Annotated in this window: 20 protein-coding genes; 16 read left to right on the forward strand and 4 right to left on the reverse strand. The window is 35.4% G+C overall.

Annotated features, from left to right (window positions below; translation table 11 throughout):
* Nucleotides 1-367: 367 nt before the first annotated feature.
* From coxB to MHI57_RS00655, 7 genes are all read left to right on the forward strand, one after another.
* On the forward strand, nucleotides 368-1,426 hold the full coding sequence (gene coxB / locus MHI57_RS00625; RefSeq protein WP_095369654.1) for a cytochrome c oxidase subunit II: 1,059 nt from the start codon (nucleotides 368-370) through the stop codon (nucleotides 1,424-1,426).
* A gap of 34 nt (nucleotides 1,427-1,460) precedes the next feature.
* Nucleotides 1,461-3,326: a cytochrome c oxidase subunit I gene (gene ctaD, locus MHI57_RS00630; protein WP_095369653.1), complete on the forward strand. Its 1,866-nt coding sequence runs from the start codon at nucleotides 1,461-1,463 to the stop codon at nucleotides 3,324-3,326.
* Nucleotides 3,326-3,955, forward strand: a complete 630-nt coding sequence (locus tag MHI57_RS00635; RefSeq protein ID WP_095369652.1) for a cytochrome (ubi)quinol oxidase subunit III — start codon at nucleotides 3,326-3,328, stop codon at nucleotides 3,953-3,955. The genes ctaD and MHI57_RS00635 overlap by 1 nt, the downstream gene beginning before the upstream one ends.
* A gap of 3 nt (nucleotides 3,956-3,958) precedes the next feature.
* On the forward strand, nucleotides 3,959-4,291 hold the full coding sequence (gene ctaF / locus MHI57_RS00640; protein WP_095369651.1) for a cytochrome c oxidase subunit IVB: 333 nt from the start codon (nucleotides 3,959-3,961) through the stop codon (nucleotides 4,289-4,291).
* A gap of 268 nt (nucleotides 4,292-4,559) precedes the next feature.
* A complete protein-coding gene (gene ctaG / locus MHI57_RS00645) occupies nucleotides 4,560-5,462 on the forward strand; it encodes a cytochrome c oxidase assembly factor CtaG (RefSeq protein WP_095369650.1) in 903 nt (300 codons plus the stop codon).
* A gap of 184 nt (nucleotides 5,463-5,646) precedes the next feature.
* Nucleotides 5,647-6,114 (forward strand): DUF420 domain-containing protein, encoded by a 468-nt coding sequence (locus MHI57_RS00650; protein ID WP_095369649.1) that lies wholly within the window; start codon nucleotides 5,647-5,649, stop codon nucleotides 6,112-6,114.
* 309 nt (nucleotides 6,115-6,423) lie between these two features.
* On the forward strand, nucleotides 6,424-6,753 hold the full coding sequence (locus tag MHI57_RS00655; RefSeq protein WP_095369648.1) for a hypothetical protein: 330 nt from the start codon (nucleotides 6,424-6,426) through the stop codon (nucleotides 6,751-6,753).
* Nucleotides 6,754-6,779: 26 nt separating this feature from the next.
* Here MHI57_RS00655 and MHI57_RS00660 read toward each other — a convergent pair whose 3' ends face one another.
* Complete coding sequence (locus MHI57_RS00660) at nucleotides 6,780-7,139, reverse strand: YugN family protein (RefSeq protein WP_095369647.1); 360 nt, start codon at nucleotides 7,137-7,139, stop codon at nucleotides 6,780-6,782.
* A gap of 495 nt (nucleotides 7,140-7,634) precedes the next feature.
* Here MHI57_RS00660 and MHI57_RS00665 point away from each other — a divergent pair, with 495 nt between their 5' ends.
* The gene (locus tag MHI57_RS00665) at nucleotides 7,635-8,717 is read left to right on the forward strand and encodes a CAP domain-containing protein (protein WP_095369646.1); all 1,083 of its coding nucleotides are present in this window, start codon (nucleotides 7,635-7,637) and stop codon (nucleotides 8,715-8,717) included.
* A gap of 46 nt (nucleotides 8,718-8,763) precedes the next feature.
* Here MHI57_RS00665 and MHI57_RS00670 read toward each other — a convergent pair whose 3' ends face one another.
* Entirely contained in the window at nucleotides 8,764-9,252 is a 489-nt protein-coding gene (locus MHI57_RS00670; protein WP_322909202.1) for a PaaI family thioesterase, read from the reverse strand.
* A 202-nt stretch (nucleotides 9,253-9,454) separates the two neighbouring features.
* Between MHI57_RS00670 and MHI57_RS00675 the strand changes: the two genes are divergently transcribed.
* From MHI57_RS00675 to MHI57_RS00695, 5 genes are all read left to right on the forward strand, one after another.
* On the forward strand, nucleotides 9,455-9,859 hold the full coding sequence (locus tag MHI57_RS00675) for a YlbD family protein (protein ID WP_095369644.1): 405 nt from the start codon (nucleotides 9,455-9,457) through the stop codon (nucleotides 9,857-9,859).
* A gap of 16 nt (nucleotides 9,860-9,875) precedes the next feature.
* Nucleotides 9,876-10,115, forward strand: coding sequence for a YlbE-like family protein (locus MHI57_RS00680; protein WP_191812444.1), 240 nt, complete (start codon nucleotides 9,876-9,878; stop codon nucleotides 10,113-10,115).
* A gap of 89 nt (nucleotides 10,116-10,204) precedes the next feature.
* Complete coding sequence (locus MHI57_RS00685; protein WP_095369643.1) at nucleotides 10,205-10,636, forward strand: hypothetical protein; 432 nt, start codon at nucleotides 10,205-10,207, stop codon at nucleotides 10,634-10,636.
* 65 nt (nucleotides 10,637-10,701) lie between these two features.
* The gene (locus MHI57_RS00690) at nucleotides 10,702-11,142 is read left to right on the forward strand and encodes a YlbF family regulator (RefSeq protein WP_095369642.1); all 441 of its coding nucleotides are present in this window, start codon (nucleotides 10,702-10,704) and stop codon (nucleotides 11,140-11,142) included.
* Nucleotides 11,143-11,264: 122 nt separating this feature from the next.
* Nucleotides 11,265-11,540 carry a YlbG family protein gene (locus MHI57_RS00695; RefSeq protein WP_095369641.1) on the forward strand — a complete coding sequence of 92 codons (276 nt, stop codon included), beginning with the start codon at nucleotides 11,265-11,267 and terminating at the stop codon, nucleotides 11,538-11,540.
* 50 nt (nucleotides 11,541-11,590) lie between these two features.
* Here MHI57_RS00695 and MHI57_RS00700 read toward each other — a convergent pair whose 3' ends face one another.
* Complete coding sequence (locus MHI57_RS00700) at nucleotides 11,591-11,980, reverse strand: DUF7147 family protein (protein WP_095369640.1); 390 nt, start codon at nucleotides 11,978-11,980, stop codon at nucleotides 11,591-11,593.
* 131 nt (nucleotides 11,981-12,111) lie between these two features.
* On the opposite strand from MHI57_RS00700, the gene MHI57_RS00705 reads away from it, so the two are divergent.
* The 3 genes from MHI57_RS00705 to coaD all read left to right on the forward strand — a co-directional run bounded on the left by MHI57_RS00705 (nucleotide 12,112) and on the right by coaD (nucleotide 14,921).
* Nucleotides 12,112-13,494: a hypothetical protein gene (locus MHI57_RS00705; protein ID WP_340974415.1), complete on the forward strand. Its 1,383-nt coding sequence runs from the start codon at nucleotides 12,112-12,114 to the stop codon at nucleotides 13,492-13,494.
* A 357-nt stretch (nucleotides 13,495-13,851) separates the two neighbouring features.
* Entirely contained in the window at nucleotides 13,852-14,415 is a 564-nt protein-coding gene (gene rsmD / locus MHI57_RS00710) for a 16S rRNA (guanine(966)-N(2))-methyltransferase RsmD (protein WP_095369638.1), read from the forward strand.
* Nucleotides 14,416-14,438: 23 nt separating this feature from the next.
* The gene (gene coaD / locus MHI57_RS00715; RefSeq protein WP_322909204.1) at nucleotides 14,439-14,921 is read left to right on the forward strand and encodes a pantetheine-phosphate adenylyltransferase; all 483 of its coding nucleotides are present in this window, start codon (nucleotides 14,439-14,441) and stop codon (nucleotides 14,919-14,921) included.
* A gap of 71 nt (nucleotides 14,922-14,992) precedes the next feature.
* Here coaD and ylbJ read toward each other — a convergent pair whose 3' ends face one another.
* On the reverse strand, nucleotides 14,993-16,207 hold the full coding sequence (gene ylbJ, locus MHI57_RS00720; protein WP_340974419.1) for a sporulation integral membrane protein YlbJ: 1,215 nt from the start codon (nucleotides 16,205-16,207) through the stop codon (nucleotides 14,993-14,995).
* Nucleotides 16,208-16,341 lie beyond the last annotated feature (134 nt).

Here is a 16,341-nt window from a genome sequence, read left to right on the forward strand (position 1 = left end):
ATACTAAAAGGGAAATAGGATGAAAACGTAAAATTAGCTTGAAATCTGTCTGAGATTTTTTTAATAATCTGGATATTATGTTTACTCATAAATACATAGCAAACACAATGAGATTACTTACATATTTAAAAAAGTGAACATAATAGTAAGGAAGACAAGCTTTTTAAGAAAGTTGTTTTCTAAGATAGGAATACCTTTTCCAAAGTTTGTAACAATATGATTAGAAGTATGTGTTGGGCTTTACTTAATTTTACTGGTGGGTAGCTCATTTTTCATTTGTTGGGAGATTCTCTCTTGTTGAGAGATTTATCCATATTAAGTTTTAGCACTCAAAGAAATTTTCACGAAAGAGGGGTATGAATAAGCTATGAAAAGGCTTGCAAAAGGGCGTCTGCTATTTATGTTAGCTGTAACGACGTTATTTCTAGCCGGCTGTGGTGAGCCATTTATATCGGCACTACAACCAGCGGGTGAAGTTGCGCAAACACAATATGACCTTATGCTATTGAGTACATTCATTATGGTTGGTGTCATTATTGTCGTGACAGTCATTTTCCTTATCGTACTGTTTAAGTTTCGTCGTAAAGACGATAAGATTCCTAAACAAGTTGAAGGAAGTCACAAATTAGAGATTATCTGGACTGTTATACCAATTTTATTACTTCTAGTTTTAGCTGTACCGACTGTTGCAGCTACGTTTGACTTAGCTGATGTTTCTCCTATGGAAGATAAGAATGAAGAGGGGAAAACGGATGTAACGGTGGTAAATGTTAAAGCGAATCTTTATTGGTGGGAGTTCGAATATCCGAATCAAGGTATTGTAACTAGCCAGGAGCTAGTAGTTCCTACTGACGAAAAAGTATATTTCAATCTACTATCAACAGATGTGAAACATTCATTCTGGATTCCAGCTGCTGGTGGTAAGCTTGATACTAATACTGAAAATACGAATAAGTTTTGGTTAGAATTTGATAGTAAAAAAGCTGATGAAGTAGGTAATATTTTTTATGGGAAATGTGCTGAGCTTTGCGGACCATCACATGCATTAATGGACTTTAAAGTAAAAGCTATTTCAAAAGATGATTTTGATGCTTGGGCTGAAGACTTGGCTTCTATGGAAGAAGCAGCTCAACCTGAAACTGCGTCTGCAGAACAAGGGCAAGAAATCTTTAATCAAAGCTGTATTGGGTGTCATGCAGTTACACCTACAGGAGCAAATGCTGTTGGTCCTAACTTGACAACTTTTGGTGACCGTACGCATATAGCTGGATACTTAGAGCATACAGAAGAGAATCTGAAAGCTTGGATAAAAGATCCAGAAGAATTTAAGCCTGGAAATAAAATGACAGGTCAGTATGGTGACCTTTCAGATGAAGAAATCGATGCATTAACAGATTACTTAATGGGCCTTAAAGTTGAGGATTGATAAGGCGATTTGCGTTTAAGAAGGAGGTAAAATTGTGAGTACCTATGCTCAGAAAAAAGGTGTTGGCGCCGTTTTATGGGATTACTTAACAACTGTTGACCATAAAAAAATCGCCATCCTTTATCTAATTGCTGGTGGATTTTTCTTCCTAGTCGGTGGACTAGAGGCAATGTTTATCCGTATCCAGCTAGCCGTACCAGGCAATGATTTTGTAAGTGCTGGAGTATACAATGAAATACTCACTATGCACGGTACAACAATGATTTTCTTGGCAGCGATGCCGTTGATATTCGCATTTATGAATGCGGTTATGCCACTACAAATTGGGGCACGTGATGTTGCATTCCCTTTCCTTAACTCTTTAGGGTTCTGGTTGTTTTTCTTTGGTGGTGTATTTCTAAACCTTTCATGGTTTTTAGGAGGAGCTCCTGATGCTGGTTGGACTTCTTATGCGTCCCTTTCACTTGCGTCAGAAGGTCACGGGATAGATTTTTACGTACTAGGATTACAAATCTCAGGTGCGGGTACATTAATAGGGGGAATTAACTTCCTTGTAACGATTATTAATATGCGTGCACCAGGAATGACTTATATGCGTATGCCATTATTTACATGGACAACGTTTGTAACGTCAGCATTAATACTATTTGCATTCCCTCCATTAACTGTGGCACTTTTCTTAATGCTTTTTGATCGTTTATTTGGAGGAAATTTCTTTAACCCAGATATGGGTGGTAACACAATTATTTGGGAGCATTTATTCTGGATCTTTGGACACCCAGAAGTTTATATCTTAGTATTACCAGCTTTTGGTATCTTTTCGGAAATCTTTGCGATTTTCTCAAGAAAAAGATTGTTTGGTTATTCATCAATGGTGTTCGCTACTGTGTTAATCGGGTTTTTAGGTTTCATGGTATGGGCTCACCATATGTTTACAACTGGATTAGGTCCGATCGCTAATGCCATTTTCTCTGTGGCGACAATGGCAATCGCTGTTCCGACGGGGATTAAAATATTTAACTGGCTCTTTACAATGTGGGGCGGTAGCATTAAATTTACAACCCCAATGTTGTATGCTATTGCGTTTATACCAACCTTTACAATGGGTGGAGTAACAGGTGTTATGCTTGCGTCAGCTGCACAGGATTATCAGTACCATGATAGTTACTTTGTTGTTGCTCACTTCCATTATGTTATCGTTGGTGGAGTTGTCTTCGCATTACTTGGCGGTTTACATCTATATTGGCCGAAGATGTTTGGCACAATGTTGAATGAAGCCCTTGGAAAAGTAACATTCTGGTTATTTTTAATTGGGTTCCATTTAACCTTCTTTATTCAACATTTCTTAGGTTTAATGGGGATGCCGCGTCGTATCTTTACGTTTAACAGTGGTCAAGGATTTGATATGGCAAACATGGTAAGTACTGTTGGTGCCTTCTTTATGGCGGTAGCAACAATCGTATTATTAATTAATGTGGTTATGACCATTGCGAAGAATAAAAAAGTTGGTGGCGATCCATGGGGTGACGGACGTACACTTGAATGGGCAATACCATCACCACCACCGTTTTATAACTTTAAACAGCTTCCGCTTGTACGTGGGTTAGATGCTTACTGGATTGAGAAAATGGAAGGTAATAAAGAGATGACTCCTGCTGAGCCAATAGGTGACATCCATATGCCTAACAATTCATTTGTTCCATTTGTTATTTCAGTAGGATTGTTTATCGCGGCATTTGGTGCAATGTACCATAATGAACATTCATGGGGCATCCCAGTACTTATTATCGGCATGTTGGTTGTCTTTGGTTCTATGTTCTTTAGATCAGTGAAAGATGACCACGGATATCATATTCATAAAGAGGAATTAATGGATGATGATAAAGGGGGTAAGGCATAATGAAGGCAGATGAAAAATTCACATATGAAACATGGCCTGCAGCGCCTGAAAAGCAAACCCTCGACGGAAAGAATAAATTTTTAGGTTTCTGGCTATTTCTTGGTGGTGAAACTGTTTTATTTGCGACTTTATTTGCGACTTATTTAGCATTAAAGGATCGTGTACCAAACAGTGACCATTATTTAGCAAAAGACCTTTTTGAAATACCATTAGTGTTTGTTATGACAATGTTGTTATTAACAAGCTCACTAACAAGTGTTTATGCAATGTACCATATGAAGAATTTCAACTTCAAAAAAATGCAGTTATGGTTAGGCATTACCGTATTACTCGGTTTAGCTTTCCTTGGTTTAGAAGTTTATGAATTCAACCATTATGTACATGAATACCATCATACATTTACAAGTTCAGCATTTGGTACAGCTTTCTACACACTTGTAGGCTTCCATGGTGGTCACGTTGCATTTGGTCTTGCATGGATCATTACATTAATGGTACGTAATGCAAAACGTGGATTAGACCTTTATACAGCACCAAAGTTTTATGTTGCAAGTTTATACTGGCACTTTATTGATGTTGTATGGGTGTTTATCTTTACGGTTGTATATTTAATGGGAATGGTGGGATAACTGATGGCAAATGAAGAATTAAACTCAGGTAACCCAAAAGTTGACATTGAATATCGTCGCAGAAAAAGCGCAGAGGAAATGAGATATCAGGTTGTTTCATTTGCAATGATGATCTTTTTAACATTTGTGGCTTTCATTGCTGTTGGCTATGATATTTCCGGATGGTTTACCATTCCGTTTATCTTAGTACTAGCAATCGTTCAAGTAGGCTTCCAACTATATTATTTCATGCATATGAGCCATAAAGGACATGAAGCTCCTGCATTGTTCCTGTATTCAGGTGTCTTTGTAGCTTTCATTACTCTGCTGGCATTCATGACAATTATTTGGTGGTAAAATGAAAAACGGCTGATAAATTTCAGTCGTTTTTTTGTGGGTTAAAAATGGTTAAAATAGATTGCTAATTAATTCATGTAATAGATGAATAACAAAATTGAGCTACAATTCTTAAAAATTTATGACAGTTACAACAATCAAGGTAAGATGTTGACACCGATTCCATAAAGTGGGTTGCCACGGTCTTTAAGACAAGCGTATAATAGACATTGATATCAGAAACAATAATGATGGCCTGTAGTATTACATAAAATGAGGTGACGTAAGAATGCCACTTAGTATTTTTGGATTTAGAGCATTATGGAGTCCGTATTTTCTTCTAGCATTGGTCTTGTTGTTAATTTTGTATTTTTTAGTGACCGTTAAGTTTCGCCACCGTTTTGCAAACAGTGAACCATTACATAAGAAAGAAGCGCTATTCTTTTCAAGTGCAATCTTAGTCTTATATCTGATTAAGGGATCTCCGCTTGATCTAATGGGACATTTGATGTTTTATGCACATATGATTCAAATGGGTGTACTCTATTTAGTTGTGCCAATCTTGTTTATTTACGGAATTCCTAAATGGATGTGGCGTTCCTTTATTGCCTTACCAATCATAAAACCATTGTTTCGCTTTTTTACAAAACCATTAATTGCTTTAATCTTTTTTAATGGCTTATTTTCTTTTTACCATATCCCATTGATTTTTGATGTAATTAAAGTAGATATGACTTTGCATACAGTTTATACAATCATCTTATTTCTCTTTGCTATATGTATGTGGTGGCCACTTATCACGCCGTTACCTGAGCAGCAAAGAATAAGTGGGCTAAAAAAAGTCGGTTATATTTTTGCAGATGGTATTCTATTAACACCTGCTTGTGCACTGATCATATTTGCAGACGCACCGATGTATGCAACGTATTCTGATCCACATGCATGGGGACAAGCATTAGCTCTCTGTGTTCCCACAGGAACCCTCGCAGGATTAAATTTAAGTGGACCAGAAATGTTTAATAGTATGTCTCTACTGCATGATCAGCAGTTAGGCGGCGTTATTATGAAAATTATACAGGAAATTGTTTATGGCTATGTTTTGGCGCTTGTATTTTTTGAATGGTATCGCAAAGAACAGTCAGAGGAGAAAGAAGCTGAAAATCAGCTCATGAACCCAAGAACAGTGGAATAAATCTCGAGCCTACCTAGCTACTAAGGTAGGCTCCATTTTTGAACAATTAAAGAACTTTTACGAAAACCATTCAATCATGATTGAAAAAGAAGGAATACTTTTATAAAATGAGCATAGCTTCTTCATGTAATTATATGAAGAATAAAGTACATATAGGAAGTTTGATAAGAGAAAGGAAGTTACTATGGAGCATTCATTGCCTGTCTTACCAACAATCAGTACAACCTTTATCGTGTTAAGTGCCATTATGGTGGCAATTGGTTGGGTTCAAATTAGTAAGAGAAAAATTGACGCACATAAAAAATCGATGACATTAGCTGGCATTTTTGCCATCATATTCTTTATTATTTATGCTAGTCGAACAATCTTTATCGGAAATACATCATTTGGTGGCCCTGATGATATAAAAATTTATTATACCCTTTTTCTTGTCTTTCATATTACATTGGCCACATCAGGAGCGGTACTTGGAATCATTAACTTGTATACGGGATATAAGAATAAGTTAAAGCTTCATAGAAAGATCGGTCCCTTTACAAGTATTATTTGGTTTGCTACTGCCATTACGGGGGTAGCCGTTTATTTACTACTATATGTTTTTTATCATGGCGGAGAAACAACATCATTAATCAAAGCGATATTCGGATTCTAAAAAGTCCAAAGTCATGTAAGTCCGAGCTTATTCGAGTGCTAGTATCATTCGAATAGGTTCGGACTTTTTTTGCTTGCTTGTATTTCCATGTCAATACTTGACACAGTAATACATAAAACTGTAAATGAAGAAAGAATAAATGAGAATAAAGTAAGTAAGACCATCAAATAGTAAGAAACAAGAAGTTTTTAGGTTACTGTCTAAAGAGTACTTTTTGTAAACATAGCAGAACAAAATGAGATCAAACTGCATTAACTATAATATCCTTTACTTAATAAGGTTGAATTCAGAAATGAATGGATGATGCAATTGGAAAAGCGAGATGTGGAAAAACAAAAAGTACGCAAATTTATCATTTCATCCATTGTAGAATCCAATATACGCTATCTTCAAATGGATGGTGCAGAGGAAAAGGTAAGGTTAATTAGAAGAAGTAGTGAAGATATTATTACGCGATTAGATGATCAGGTGATAATTGAAGTAAGATTAAGTATTAGACCTTATAAAGAAGTATTAACAGATTTGATGATTTTACAAAAACAAATTATTGAAGATATTCGATTATTGACTGGACTTCGCGTTGGTAAGGTGGTTTTGAAAATAGAGCATTGCTCTATCGACTCGATAGAAAAAACGTGAAGATTTGTTCTTCACGTTTTTTTTGCTTACTTAAGTATTTGTTCTAAATCATTATTAATGTCTGTTAGGATCTTTTCAGATTGCTTAACAAGTGATTGTGGAAAGTGTTCGCCATCCCCATATTCTACTCCATGAGGATAATAATGTTTGCCTAATAAAGGAGTAAGTAATTGAATCGTCGCCTTTCTAGCGCCAACGTCCCCTTCGACTGCATGTCCAAATACACGAAGATAGTAGATTCCTTCTTTTAATTCAAATTTTCGATCGTATGTAACTCTTTCATAATCCCACTGTCCTGCACGTACTAACTGATAAGAATCCATTAGGTCATCTAGTCGCTTTAGTTCAACTTGCTTGTTTTCTAAACCCGTATTTTCAAGCTTCATAATAATCAATCCCTCCTGAAAAAAACAATTGGTAAACAGAACCAATATTGAATCATCTCAAATTTAATAATAGTTGAAAAATGGACAAGTTGCAATCTTTTTCAAATGGATCATTATATTCACCTAACACTAGTATTCCCAACATCCTTCATATATGTATAATGAAAAAATTAGTGAAAAGAATGATACATATAGAGGTTAATGATATAAAGTTCATTTCCATGTATAATAAGATGTATAAACCTTTAAATCGAGATTTTTAAACAATTTAAATTAGCTTCTTTATTGAAGCGTACCTTATAGTTGTTGTAAAGGTTTTCTTAATTCATAAACAACTTGCTATTATCCATTTCTATGTGATGATATACTATATTTAAACATATGTTATAAAAAATACTTTTTCGTGTATTGGAAAGATTGGGAGTTATGTGATTCTTAACGATACTCATGTTTATGACATGGATATAATAGAAGTGTCCGGGTTTAAAAGAAGTCATGGGAGGTGCAAGTTCTCTGAAGAGTGTATTACGCGTATTTGTACTGATATTGGCTCTTACCGTTATATGGTTATACTTAGATTTTAGTAGTGAAGATCAACTGCTGTTGAGTGATGAGGGTACAGAAGTTGCTCAAGATGAGACGATAGGTAATCAACAGGATGAAGAGTCAATGGTTGCTGAGATGCCTGAAGAAGGGTTGCTTACTTTAATGGGGTCAAAAGCTTCGGATATAAAGAAAGAGTTTGGTGAACCGGAACGGATTGATCCTACACTTCAAGGCTATGAATGGTGGATTTATCCGAATGGCAACCATGAATATATACAAGTCGGTATATGGGAAGGGAAAGTTATTTCCATATATGCCACAGGTGAAGAAGTGGATGTTACCCCTTTTAAAATAGGACAACCATCAGGAGAAATTTATTCTTCGTTATATGCAGAAACAAATATAGAAATTGAATTCGAAGGTAGTGTTTATCGCTTTGAGTTATCAGAAGCGGACATGAATATGAGACCAATTATTAGAATTGGCGATTATTATGCATTACTTTATTTAGATAAATTTACAGGTACGCTTTCTAGTGTACGTTTTCTAAATGATGAGTCTTTCGTGATGTTAAGGCCTTATGAATTAGTTTATAGGGGCGAGTTATTTGTCGTAAATGATATAGAAGAAGAGGAAGAAGCCGCTATCAATCGAGGAATGGAGCAGCAGATTATTGATATTACAAACGTAATGAGAGAAAGATATAATGTGAATGAGCTTAGCTTAGATGAGCAGACCCAAGAAGTAGCATATAACCACAGTGTGGATATGTATGAAAGTGAAGCCTTTTCGCATACGTCGGATGAATATGGTGAACTGTCAGATCGCCTAAAAGCGGGCGAGGTTGCTTATCTATCTGCTGGTGAAAATATCGCTGCTAATTATGTAGATGCACCTTCAGTAATGGAGGGATGGTTAAATAGTAGTGCGCATCGTGAAACTTTATTGAACGAACAATTTACTCACATTGGTGTAGGTGTTCATAAGAAGCACTTTACACAAAACTTTATTGAAAAATGGGAACAAGAATAAAGACGTGGCATACTCATTGTATGATGAGTGCACGTCTTTTTTTTGTTCACTTTCCGATAACAAAAAAGTTAGAGGAAGCAGTTGCAACCTTCTTACCGTCGTCTCTTTCAACGACTGCAGAGAGGACCATCATACGACTTCCTTTATGAGTGATTGTTGCATGACAAGTAAGGTTGTTGCCTTTAATTGTAGCTAAATAATGAATGTTTAATTGTGTAGTCACTGCCACCTTATCTAACGGAGCTGCTTCATTGCTTAGAGTACCCATTGCAGTATCAATGAGTGTAGCAATCATACCTCCGTGAACAATACCAAGCGGATTATAAAGTAGAGGTGTAATAGGGATGGAAATTGTAACAGCATCATCTTCTAACTGTTCTTCTACATTCATAAATGCTTCAATATATGAACGATTAGCCCCATTTTGCTCTCTTTCTAAACTATCCACAATACTATCGATTAACGCTAAATCTTTGTCATTAGTCTCGGCAATAATTTGTGAAAACTTTTGAAGTAAGAAATCTTTCTTTGTCATAATTTGTGAAACTCCTTGTTATATCATTAACTTTAAGCATAAACCGTTTTCATCCTCATTCCAATAAAATGAAGTTTTGTATATGTGCTTATCTTTATCGTAACAGAAACCTAACCAATAGAAATATAGAAATTTATCACTATTATGGAGGTGCACTCATACAATAAAGTAGGCATTTGTAACGAAAACGAGGTGAATAATAGTGGCACAGAAACAATTGCACCCAACTGTGGAACGGTTTAAGTCTTATGTGAAAAAGAATCCATCAGTACTAAAAGAAGTGAGGTCCGGCAAAAAGTCGATGCAGCAATTGTATGAAGAATGGTACCTATTGGAAGATGATGAGCAAGATGTGCGTGATCAGAAGAGTGATTCTTCCGAAACCACTACTGAAAACAAACAAGATTGGATCAATCAAGTGATGGGAACTGTAAAAAACATGGATGTTAATCAAGTACAAGGTTATATTACAAATATGAGCCAGGCTCTCGGAGCAATTCAAGGGGTGTTATCACAATTTCAAGGAGGAGCTACATCCTCTAAAAGCTCTACTAAATCAAATTCAATTGCTCAAAAGCCAAATCCATTTGCATTTAAAAAAGATTAAAAGAAGGTGAAAATCTTTGCGTAAAGATATAAGAGAGTATATTCAACAAAATGAAGAATTAAAAAAGTTCGTTAGAGAACAGCCACAGTGGTATCGAACGTTATCGCGAAACCCAACAGAAATACAGAAATTAGAAGTAGCGTCTTTACATTATCATAAAAAAACAATTCCTCATCATGTAGAAAAGTTTTCTAATGGGGTTCAGATGGCATCTATGATGATGAGCATGTTTCAAGCAATGAACAGTCAATCATAAATGGTCTTCTTCGCTTAGGAAGAAGGCTATTTTTTATGAGTAATTATTATGTAAAAGCAAATAATACATAATAAAAAGGGTTGATGAGCTTGCAGAAAATATATCAATACTTCTCGCTTTGTATTTTATTCATCTTATTAGTAGCTTGCACCAAAGATATTCCAGAGCCAGAAACAAATAGCATACTAGCTCCTGTTAAGGGGCTTGAAATTAGAGAATCTATTCCGGTAACAACGGCCATGGCAAAAGGGCCACAAGATTTCTTCGTCAAGCATTTAGTGGAAGGTAACGATGTATTTATTGAATGTATTGTTGATGGGATAACATTTAGAGAAGATCGACAAGGGGTGAAGGGAAAGTTTATTGTTTATGTTGATGGGGAGAAAACAGAAGAAATCAACCGCGCAGCTTTCAAAATAAAAGGGTTGTCACAAGGGAAACATCATATCAAACTAGAAGTAGTGAGTAGTGATCCCGCGCTTTACTTTTTGACAAAAGAATTTATCGTACAAGTGGAATAATTCTTCTCAGTACTTTAGATTTTAGGTATTCCATGATATGATGAAAAGTGGAGGTGAGCTTCCAGATGCTTGCTACTTTAGAAAGATTAGAGATATTGGACGTAGCCGATGAGATTGTCACGATGATTGTCAAGTCTGAGGAAGCTACTCAATACAAGCAATGCCTCAAGGAGATGCAATCAAATCCTGAAACTCAGGAAAAGATTCGTCAATTTGTTGAAATGAAAGATCTTTATGAGGATGTACAACGATTTGGTAAGTATCATCCTGATTATAAAAGAGTTACGATGTCTATACGTCAGTTAAAGAGAGAAATGGATATGGATCCGTATGTTGCAGCGTATAGGCAATCGGAAACAGAGTTACAGAGTTTGCTTGACGAAATTAGCGTCATTATAAGTCACTCTGTGTCTCAACATATTAAAGTCCCAACAGGTAACCCATTTTTTGATAATGCTTGTTCGGGTGGTTGTGGATCAGGCGGAGCATGTAGCTGTTCTGCTTAACAGTGCGGTCATGACCGCACTGTTTTTTAAAAAGATAGAGAATGAAAAAATCAATCACATTGTAAAAATAATGAAATATATGCTAGACTAATAACAATCATTTGAACAAAAGGGGAAGTATTATGCTTGGAGAGAGGCAAGGTTTAATTGTTTGGCTTTATTCATTAAAGCAAGCGAAAATGTTACGTCGCTTTGGGAACGTTCATTTTGTATCGAAACGGTTAAAGTACGTAGTTGTTTATTGTAACATGGAGGATATCGACGCTTTAACTGAAAAGATTAGTTCATATTCGTTTGTTAAAAAAGTTGAACCTTCATACAAACCTTTTTTAAAAACTGAATTTGAAAACGCAAAACCAGATAAAGCAAAAGAGTATGATTATAAGATGGGCATTTAACAACTTAAACAAACCTAGGCACATATAGTAAATATAGTGCCTAGGTTTGTTTAAGTTAGTGCAGGTAAATAGTGATTTAACCTGAAAATAGCGATTAAATGTTGAAAATATAAGTCTTTCTCAGAGAAAAGTGTCGAAGGTTTCACATTGAATTGGATGAGTTCTTTATTTAACTCTTTCGCTGTATCCGCAAATAATTGAAAGCGTTTATTAGGTTTGATTGTATGATTTGGCACGCCTTCTCTGCATATATATATAGGTTGGAATTTACCTTCAGCAGGTGGGTTTAATATCACGATAAGTGAACTCATCGCCTTATCATTTATGGTTGTATGTAAAACCATCATATGTTTAAGGCGGTCATCATTCCTTTTCGCTATCTCTATCAATTCATAAATGTCAGAAAACCCTTCTCCGAGTTCAATAAATCTTTGAATCATATTTGTTCTCCTTTTATGTTTAATCAACACTTCCCTACTTTATCATTTTTTTTTATTGATTAGAAGGATATTCGGTGTTTATATATAATTAGGTACAATTATCTCTTGAATGAGTAGTAAGGGAGCACAAGATGAAAAAGGTCATTTCTATTCTTTTTGTTATCATTATTCTCTGTATATTTTTTAACCAATGGGACCAATTCATAACAGATGAGCAAACTGTCAATGCACAAGAAAGTGCACAAACAAATGTTACCATTCATTCAGATGAAAAATCTGTGCAAATCTTTCAAACGATTTCTAGTTTATCTGACAAATCCATTTACGAAATAATCGTACCGGAGAAAGCTTCAAATTGGACATGTACATATAATGATAAAGATGAGTGTAAGAGAGTTTGGCGAGCTGAAAATATAATTGAAACTAAAGGTAGTCAGTTACATATTACCTATAGTTTGCCTCTAAATAAAAAGACTAACACTTTGATTCGTGATTGGTTATTTCAATTAAAGGGTGTCACTATAGATCATGTGGAATTAAAAATCATTGAATCTCACCATCGAAATGGAAAGTGGCTGGCTGGTATTCCTTTATCTGGGTTCGTAAAAGAGGATCTAATAGATTATTACTTCTTTTCTGGTAAGACCAACAATCCGGCACTGCTTTGGTATAATGAAGAAATAAACACCGAGCGAAACGAAACGCAGTATTCGTACTATGGTAATCACTATCCTGAGATCAAAGAACTGATACAAAAACATGAAGAAAAGGTAAAAGAAGCAAATTTTTTAAGTATCATTACAACTAATCAGTTGAAAAGTGGTCTATTTGGAGGCATTCTCATTTTACCTAGTGGAGAATTATTAGAAAGAGAATTAGTAGACGCTCTCTATTTCCATTCTATTGAAAGTGAAGAAATAGAATGGTTATTGGATTTGTTAACCTCATTTATTATTGATGAAAATCCTCGGTTTGATTTAAGTATGTATGCTTTTAACGAACTAAAAGAAAAGCTAACTTCAAGTGAGTTGGAACAGCTTGTTGCCAATATTTCCGACTTGGATGAAAGTTTCGTACCAGAAGATATGGATGAGATACTTTATCAAATAACGGGAAAACAAACGAACTTCTTTGCTGAATTATTAAGGAATAAACAACCGGTTTCTTTAGAATTATATACAATGAAAGATTATCATTGGAATAATAAAAAATTAACTGTGAAAGTAATTGAAATTGATGGAATAGAGTGGGTACCTCTACAAAAGACAATGTCATTCCTCGAGTTTGAAACAGAGCGTTTATCTGAAACGGAATGGGCAATCTTTAATGACAAAGATGTTTATCGTCTATATTCAGACCAGTCGATTTTTATAAGAAACGAAGAGGTTTTTGGCTTGTTAGAACATCCACTGAAAAAGATGAATGGAGAGTATTATTTAGAAAAAAAATGGCTCCAGTCTATTTTTCATATAAACTTCAGAGAAGAGGGTAATAAAGTTTATTTTGACATGTAAAAGGAAAGCATATGTGGAATGATAGAATCATTCCTATTTGAATGAGTTCACCGTCGATAAAAATAAAAAAATCCCTGTAGCAAAAACCTACAGGGTCCTTCCAACCATCTAATAGGCAGAAGGTAAAGGGAGAGGAGAAACCGGAGGAAGAACTTATGGGGAAACGTAAGTCTTCTCCGCGGTTGGCAACAACATCGTTTAGATGCTGTTAATTTCATTATCTCCATATAAGACATTGTTATACATTTTTATTCGACATCTCTTGAAATACTTAGGAGAATATGAGTTTGTTTCCTATAAAAAGTATGGTAGGATGATGAAGAAAAATTGAATTTAGAATAAGTGGTGAGTAGTAGTATGCGGGTAGTATCTGGTCAATATAAAGGAATGCAACTTAAAGCCGTTCCTGGCAAATCAACAAGACCAACAACTGATAAAGTAAAAGAAGCAATCTTTAATATGATAGGACCCTATTTTGATGGTGGCATTGCACTTGATTTGTTCGCTGGAAGTGGCGGCCTTGGGATTGAGTCATTAAGTAGAGGTGTAGAAAAAGCGATTTTCGTTGATCGTGATAGCAAAGCAATACATACAGTACATGAAAATTTACGAATTTGTAAAATCGAAGAAGACGTTGAAGTTTATAGAAATGACGCAGAAAGAGCTTTAAAAGCCATTATGAAAAGGGAGTTGCAATTTGATTATATCTTCCTTGATCCACCTTACAAAAAGCAGCAACTCGTTAAATTGTTAGAAATCATTAGTCAACAGAGGTTACTAAAGCAAAGTGGCATTATAATGTGTGAACATAGCTCGGATATACAATTACCCACATTATGCGGGGACTTAGAACAAGTAAAGTATGAAAGCTATGGTATCATTGCTGTTTCCATTTATCGTTATATTGTACCTAATGAATAAATTAGAAAGCAGGGGGAATAAAAATGAGCGGGATTGCCGTATGCCCAGGAAGTTTTGATCCAATTACTTTTGGCCATTTAGATATTATTAAAAGGGGAGCAAAAGTATTTGATGAAATACATGTCGTGCTACTTAATAATTCTTCTAAGAATCCACTCTTTTCTGTTGAAGAAAGAATTCATTTAATTGAAGAAGTGACGAAAGACATTCCTAATGTCAAGGTTGGGACTTTTCAAGGTTTATTAGTGGATTATGCAAAAAGTGTAAATGCAAAAGCAATCATTCGCGGTCTAAGGGCAGTATCTGACTTTGAATATGAGATGCAAATCACATCGATGAATCGCGTATTAAATGATGAGATTGAAACATTCTTTGTTATGACGAATAATCAATATTCCTTCTTGAGCTCAAGTATCGTAAAAGAAGTGGCAAAATATCAAGGAGATATTTCTGACCTCGTTCCAGCTGAGGTACAAGATGCGCTACATAAAAAATTCGCTAAGTAAAATAAAGAGGCAGATCAACTCAGGGAGTGTCTGCCTTTTTTTATACAATCTTTTAGTTTTAAGGTCGTGTACTAATGGGAAAGAAAATGCCTACGATAGTAGATGAAAATATATAAAATAAGAGAAAATAAAGTAATGAGAGGTCCAAGTGTTATCATGTAATCATATATGGTAAAGGCTTCGCCTTGAAAAACGGGTATGGCGTTAGATGGTTGCTCAAATGACACACGGTCGTAGAGTAAATGCCAAAAAAGGTAGGCGTAAAAAGCAGCAATAAATGAATGAATAATACGAGCGATGAAAAATGGCTTAAAACGAATATCGGATTGAGCGATAATGCTTGCGACTTGTGATTGAACACTAAATCCACAGAAGGCCAAGATAGCACTGGCGATCATTACTTTTTGTAGCAACGGAACATGATCGACTTGAGCAGTCATCTGATTTCCTTGAGTCAGTTCAAATATGCCAGAAAATAATGCTTTACTAAAATCAGGGGAGATTTGGAAAATAGATAATAATAAACCGAGCCCATGAGCGAAAAAGTCTGTAATGCCGATGTGGAATAATAATTTATTTATGACCGAAAATAAAATAATAAAGCCACCGATCATTAATAAAGTATGAATAGAAGATATTACAGCATCACCAACAAGTTTTCCTAATGGACGCTGTTCTTGTAATCTTGTTTCATGTAAGACATTAAATGCTTCCTTAAATGAAAATTTTCGCGCGGGGGGCGTCGCTATCTTAGTGTTCTTCTTTTCTTCCTTTCGTCCGTAAAACCGCATGATTAAACCTACAGTTAAATTACCAAGATAATGGGCTAAAGCAAGGATAATCCCTAATTTTGTATTATGAAAGAAACCAACAGACACTGCGCCAAAAATAAACAAGGGATTGGAACAGTTAGAGAAGGAAACAAGTCGCTCTGCTTCCAGACGTGATATTTGTTTCTCTTGTCTTAATCTTACAGTGAACTTTGCTCCAGCTGGATAACCAGATGCCATTCCCATGGCTAACACAAAGCCACCTACACCTGGAACTCTGAATAGTGGTCGCATGAGTGGTTCTAATAGTACACCAATAAATTTTACTACACCAAAACCGATTAAAACCTCGGCTATAATAAAAAACGGTAAAAGTGAAGGAAAAACAATCTCCCACCACATTTCGAGGCCCCTTCTCGATGCATCAACGGATTCTTGTGGATATAATATAAGTGAAACGGCGATTAATGATGCCGAAAGTGCAAGCATGAATGTTTTTAACTTTGAAAGTGACACGAACGAGCCTCCCTTATGTAATACGGCTGGAACACAATGTAAGCATGTCCTTCTTCTATTGAATATACGACGACAGATGAAAAATTAGACCATTGATTTCAAAATGACATTTACTTACTATTGATGAATCTTCA

Origin of the sequence: Cytobacillus sp. FSL K6-0129, assembly GCF_038007625.1 — a bacterium.
In the GTDB taxonomy this organism is placed as follows: Bacteria; Bacillota; Bacilli; order Bacillales; family Cytobacillaceae; genus Cytobacillus; species Cytobacillus kochii.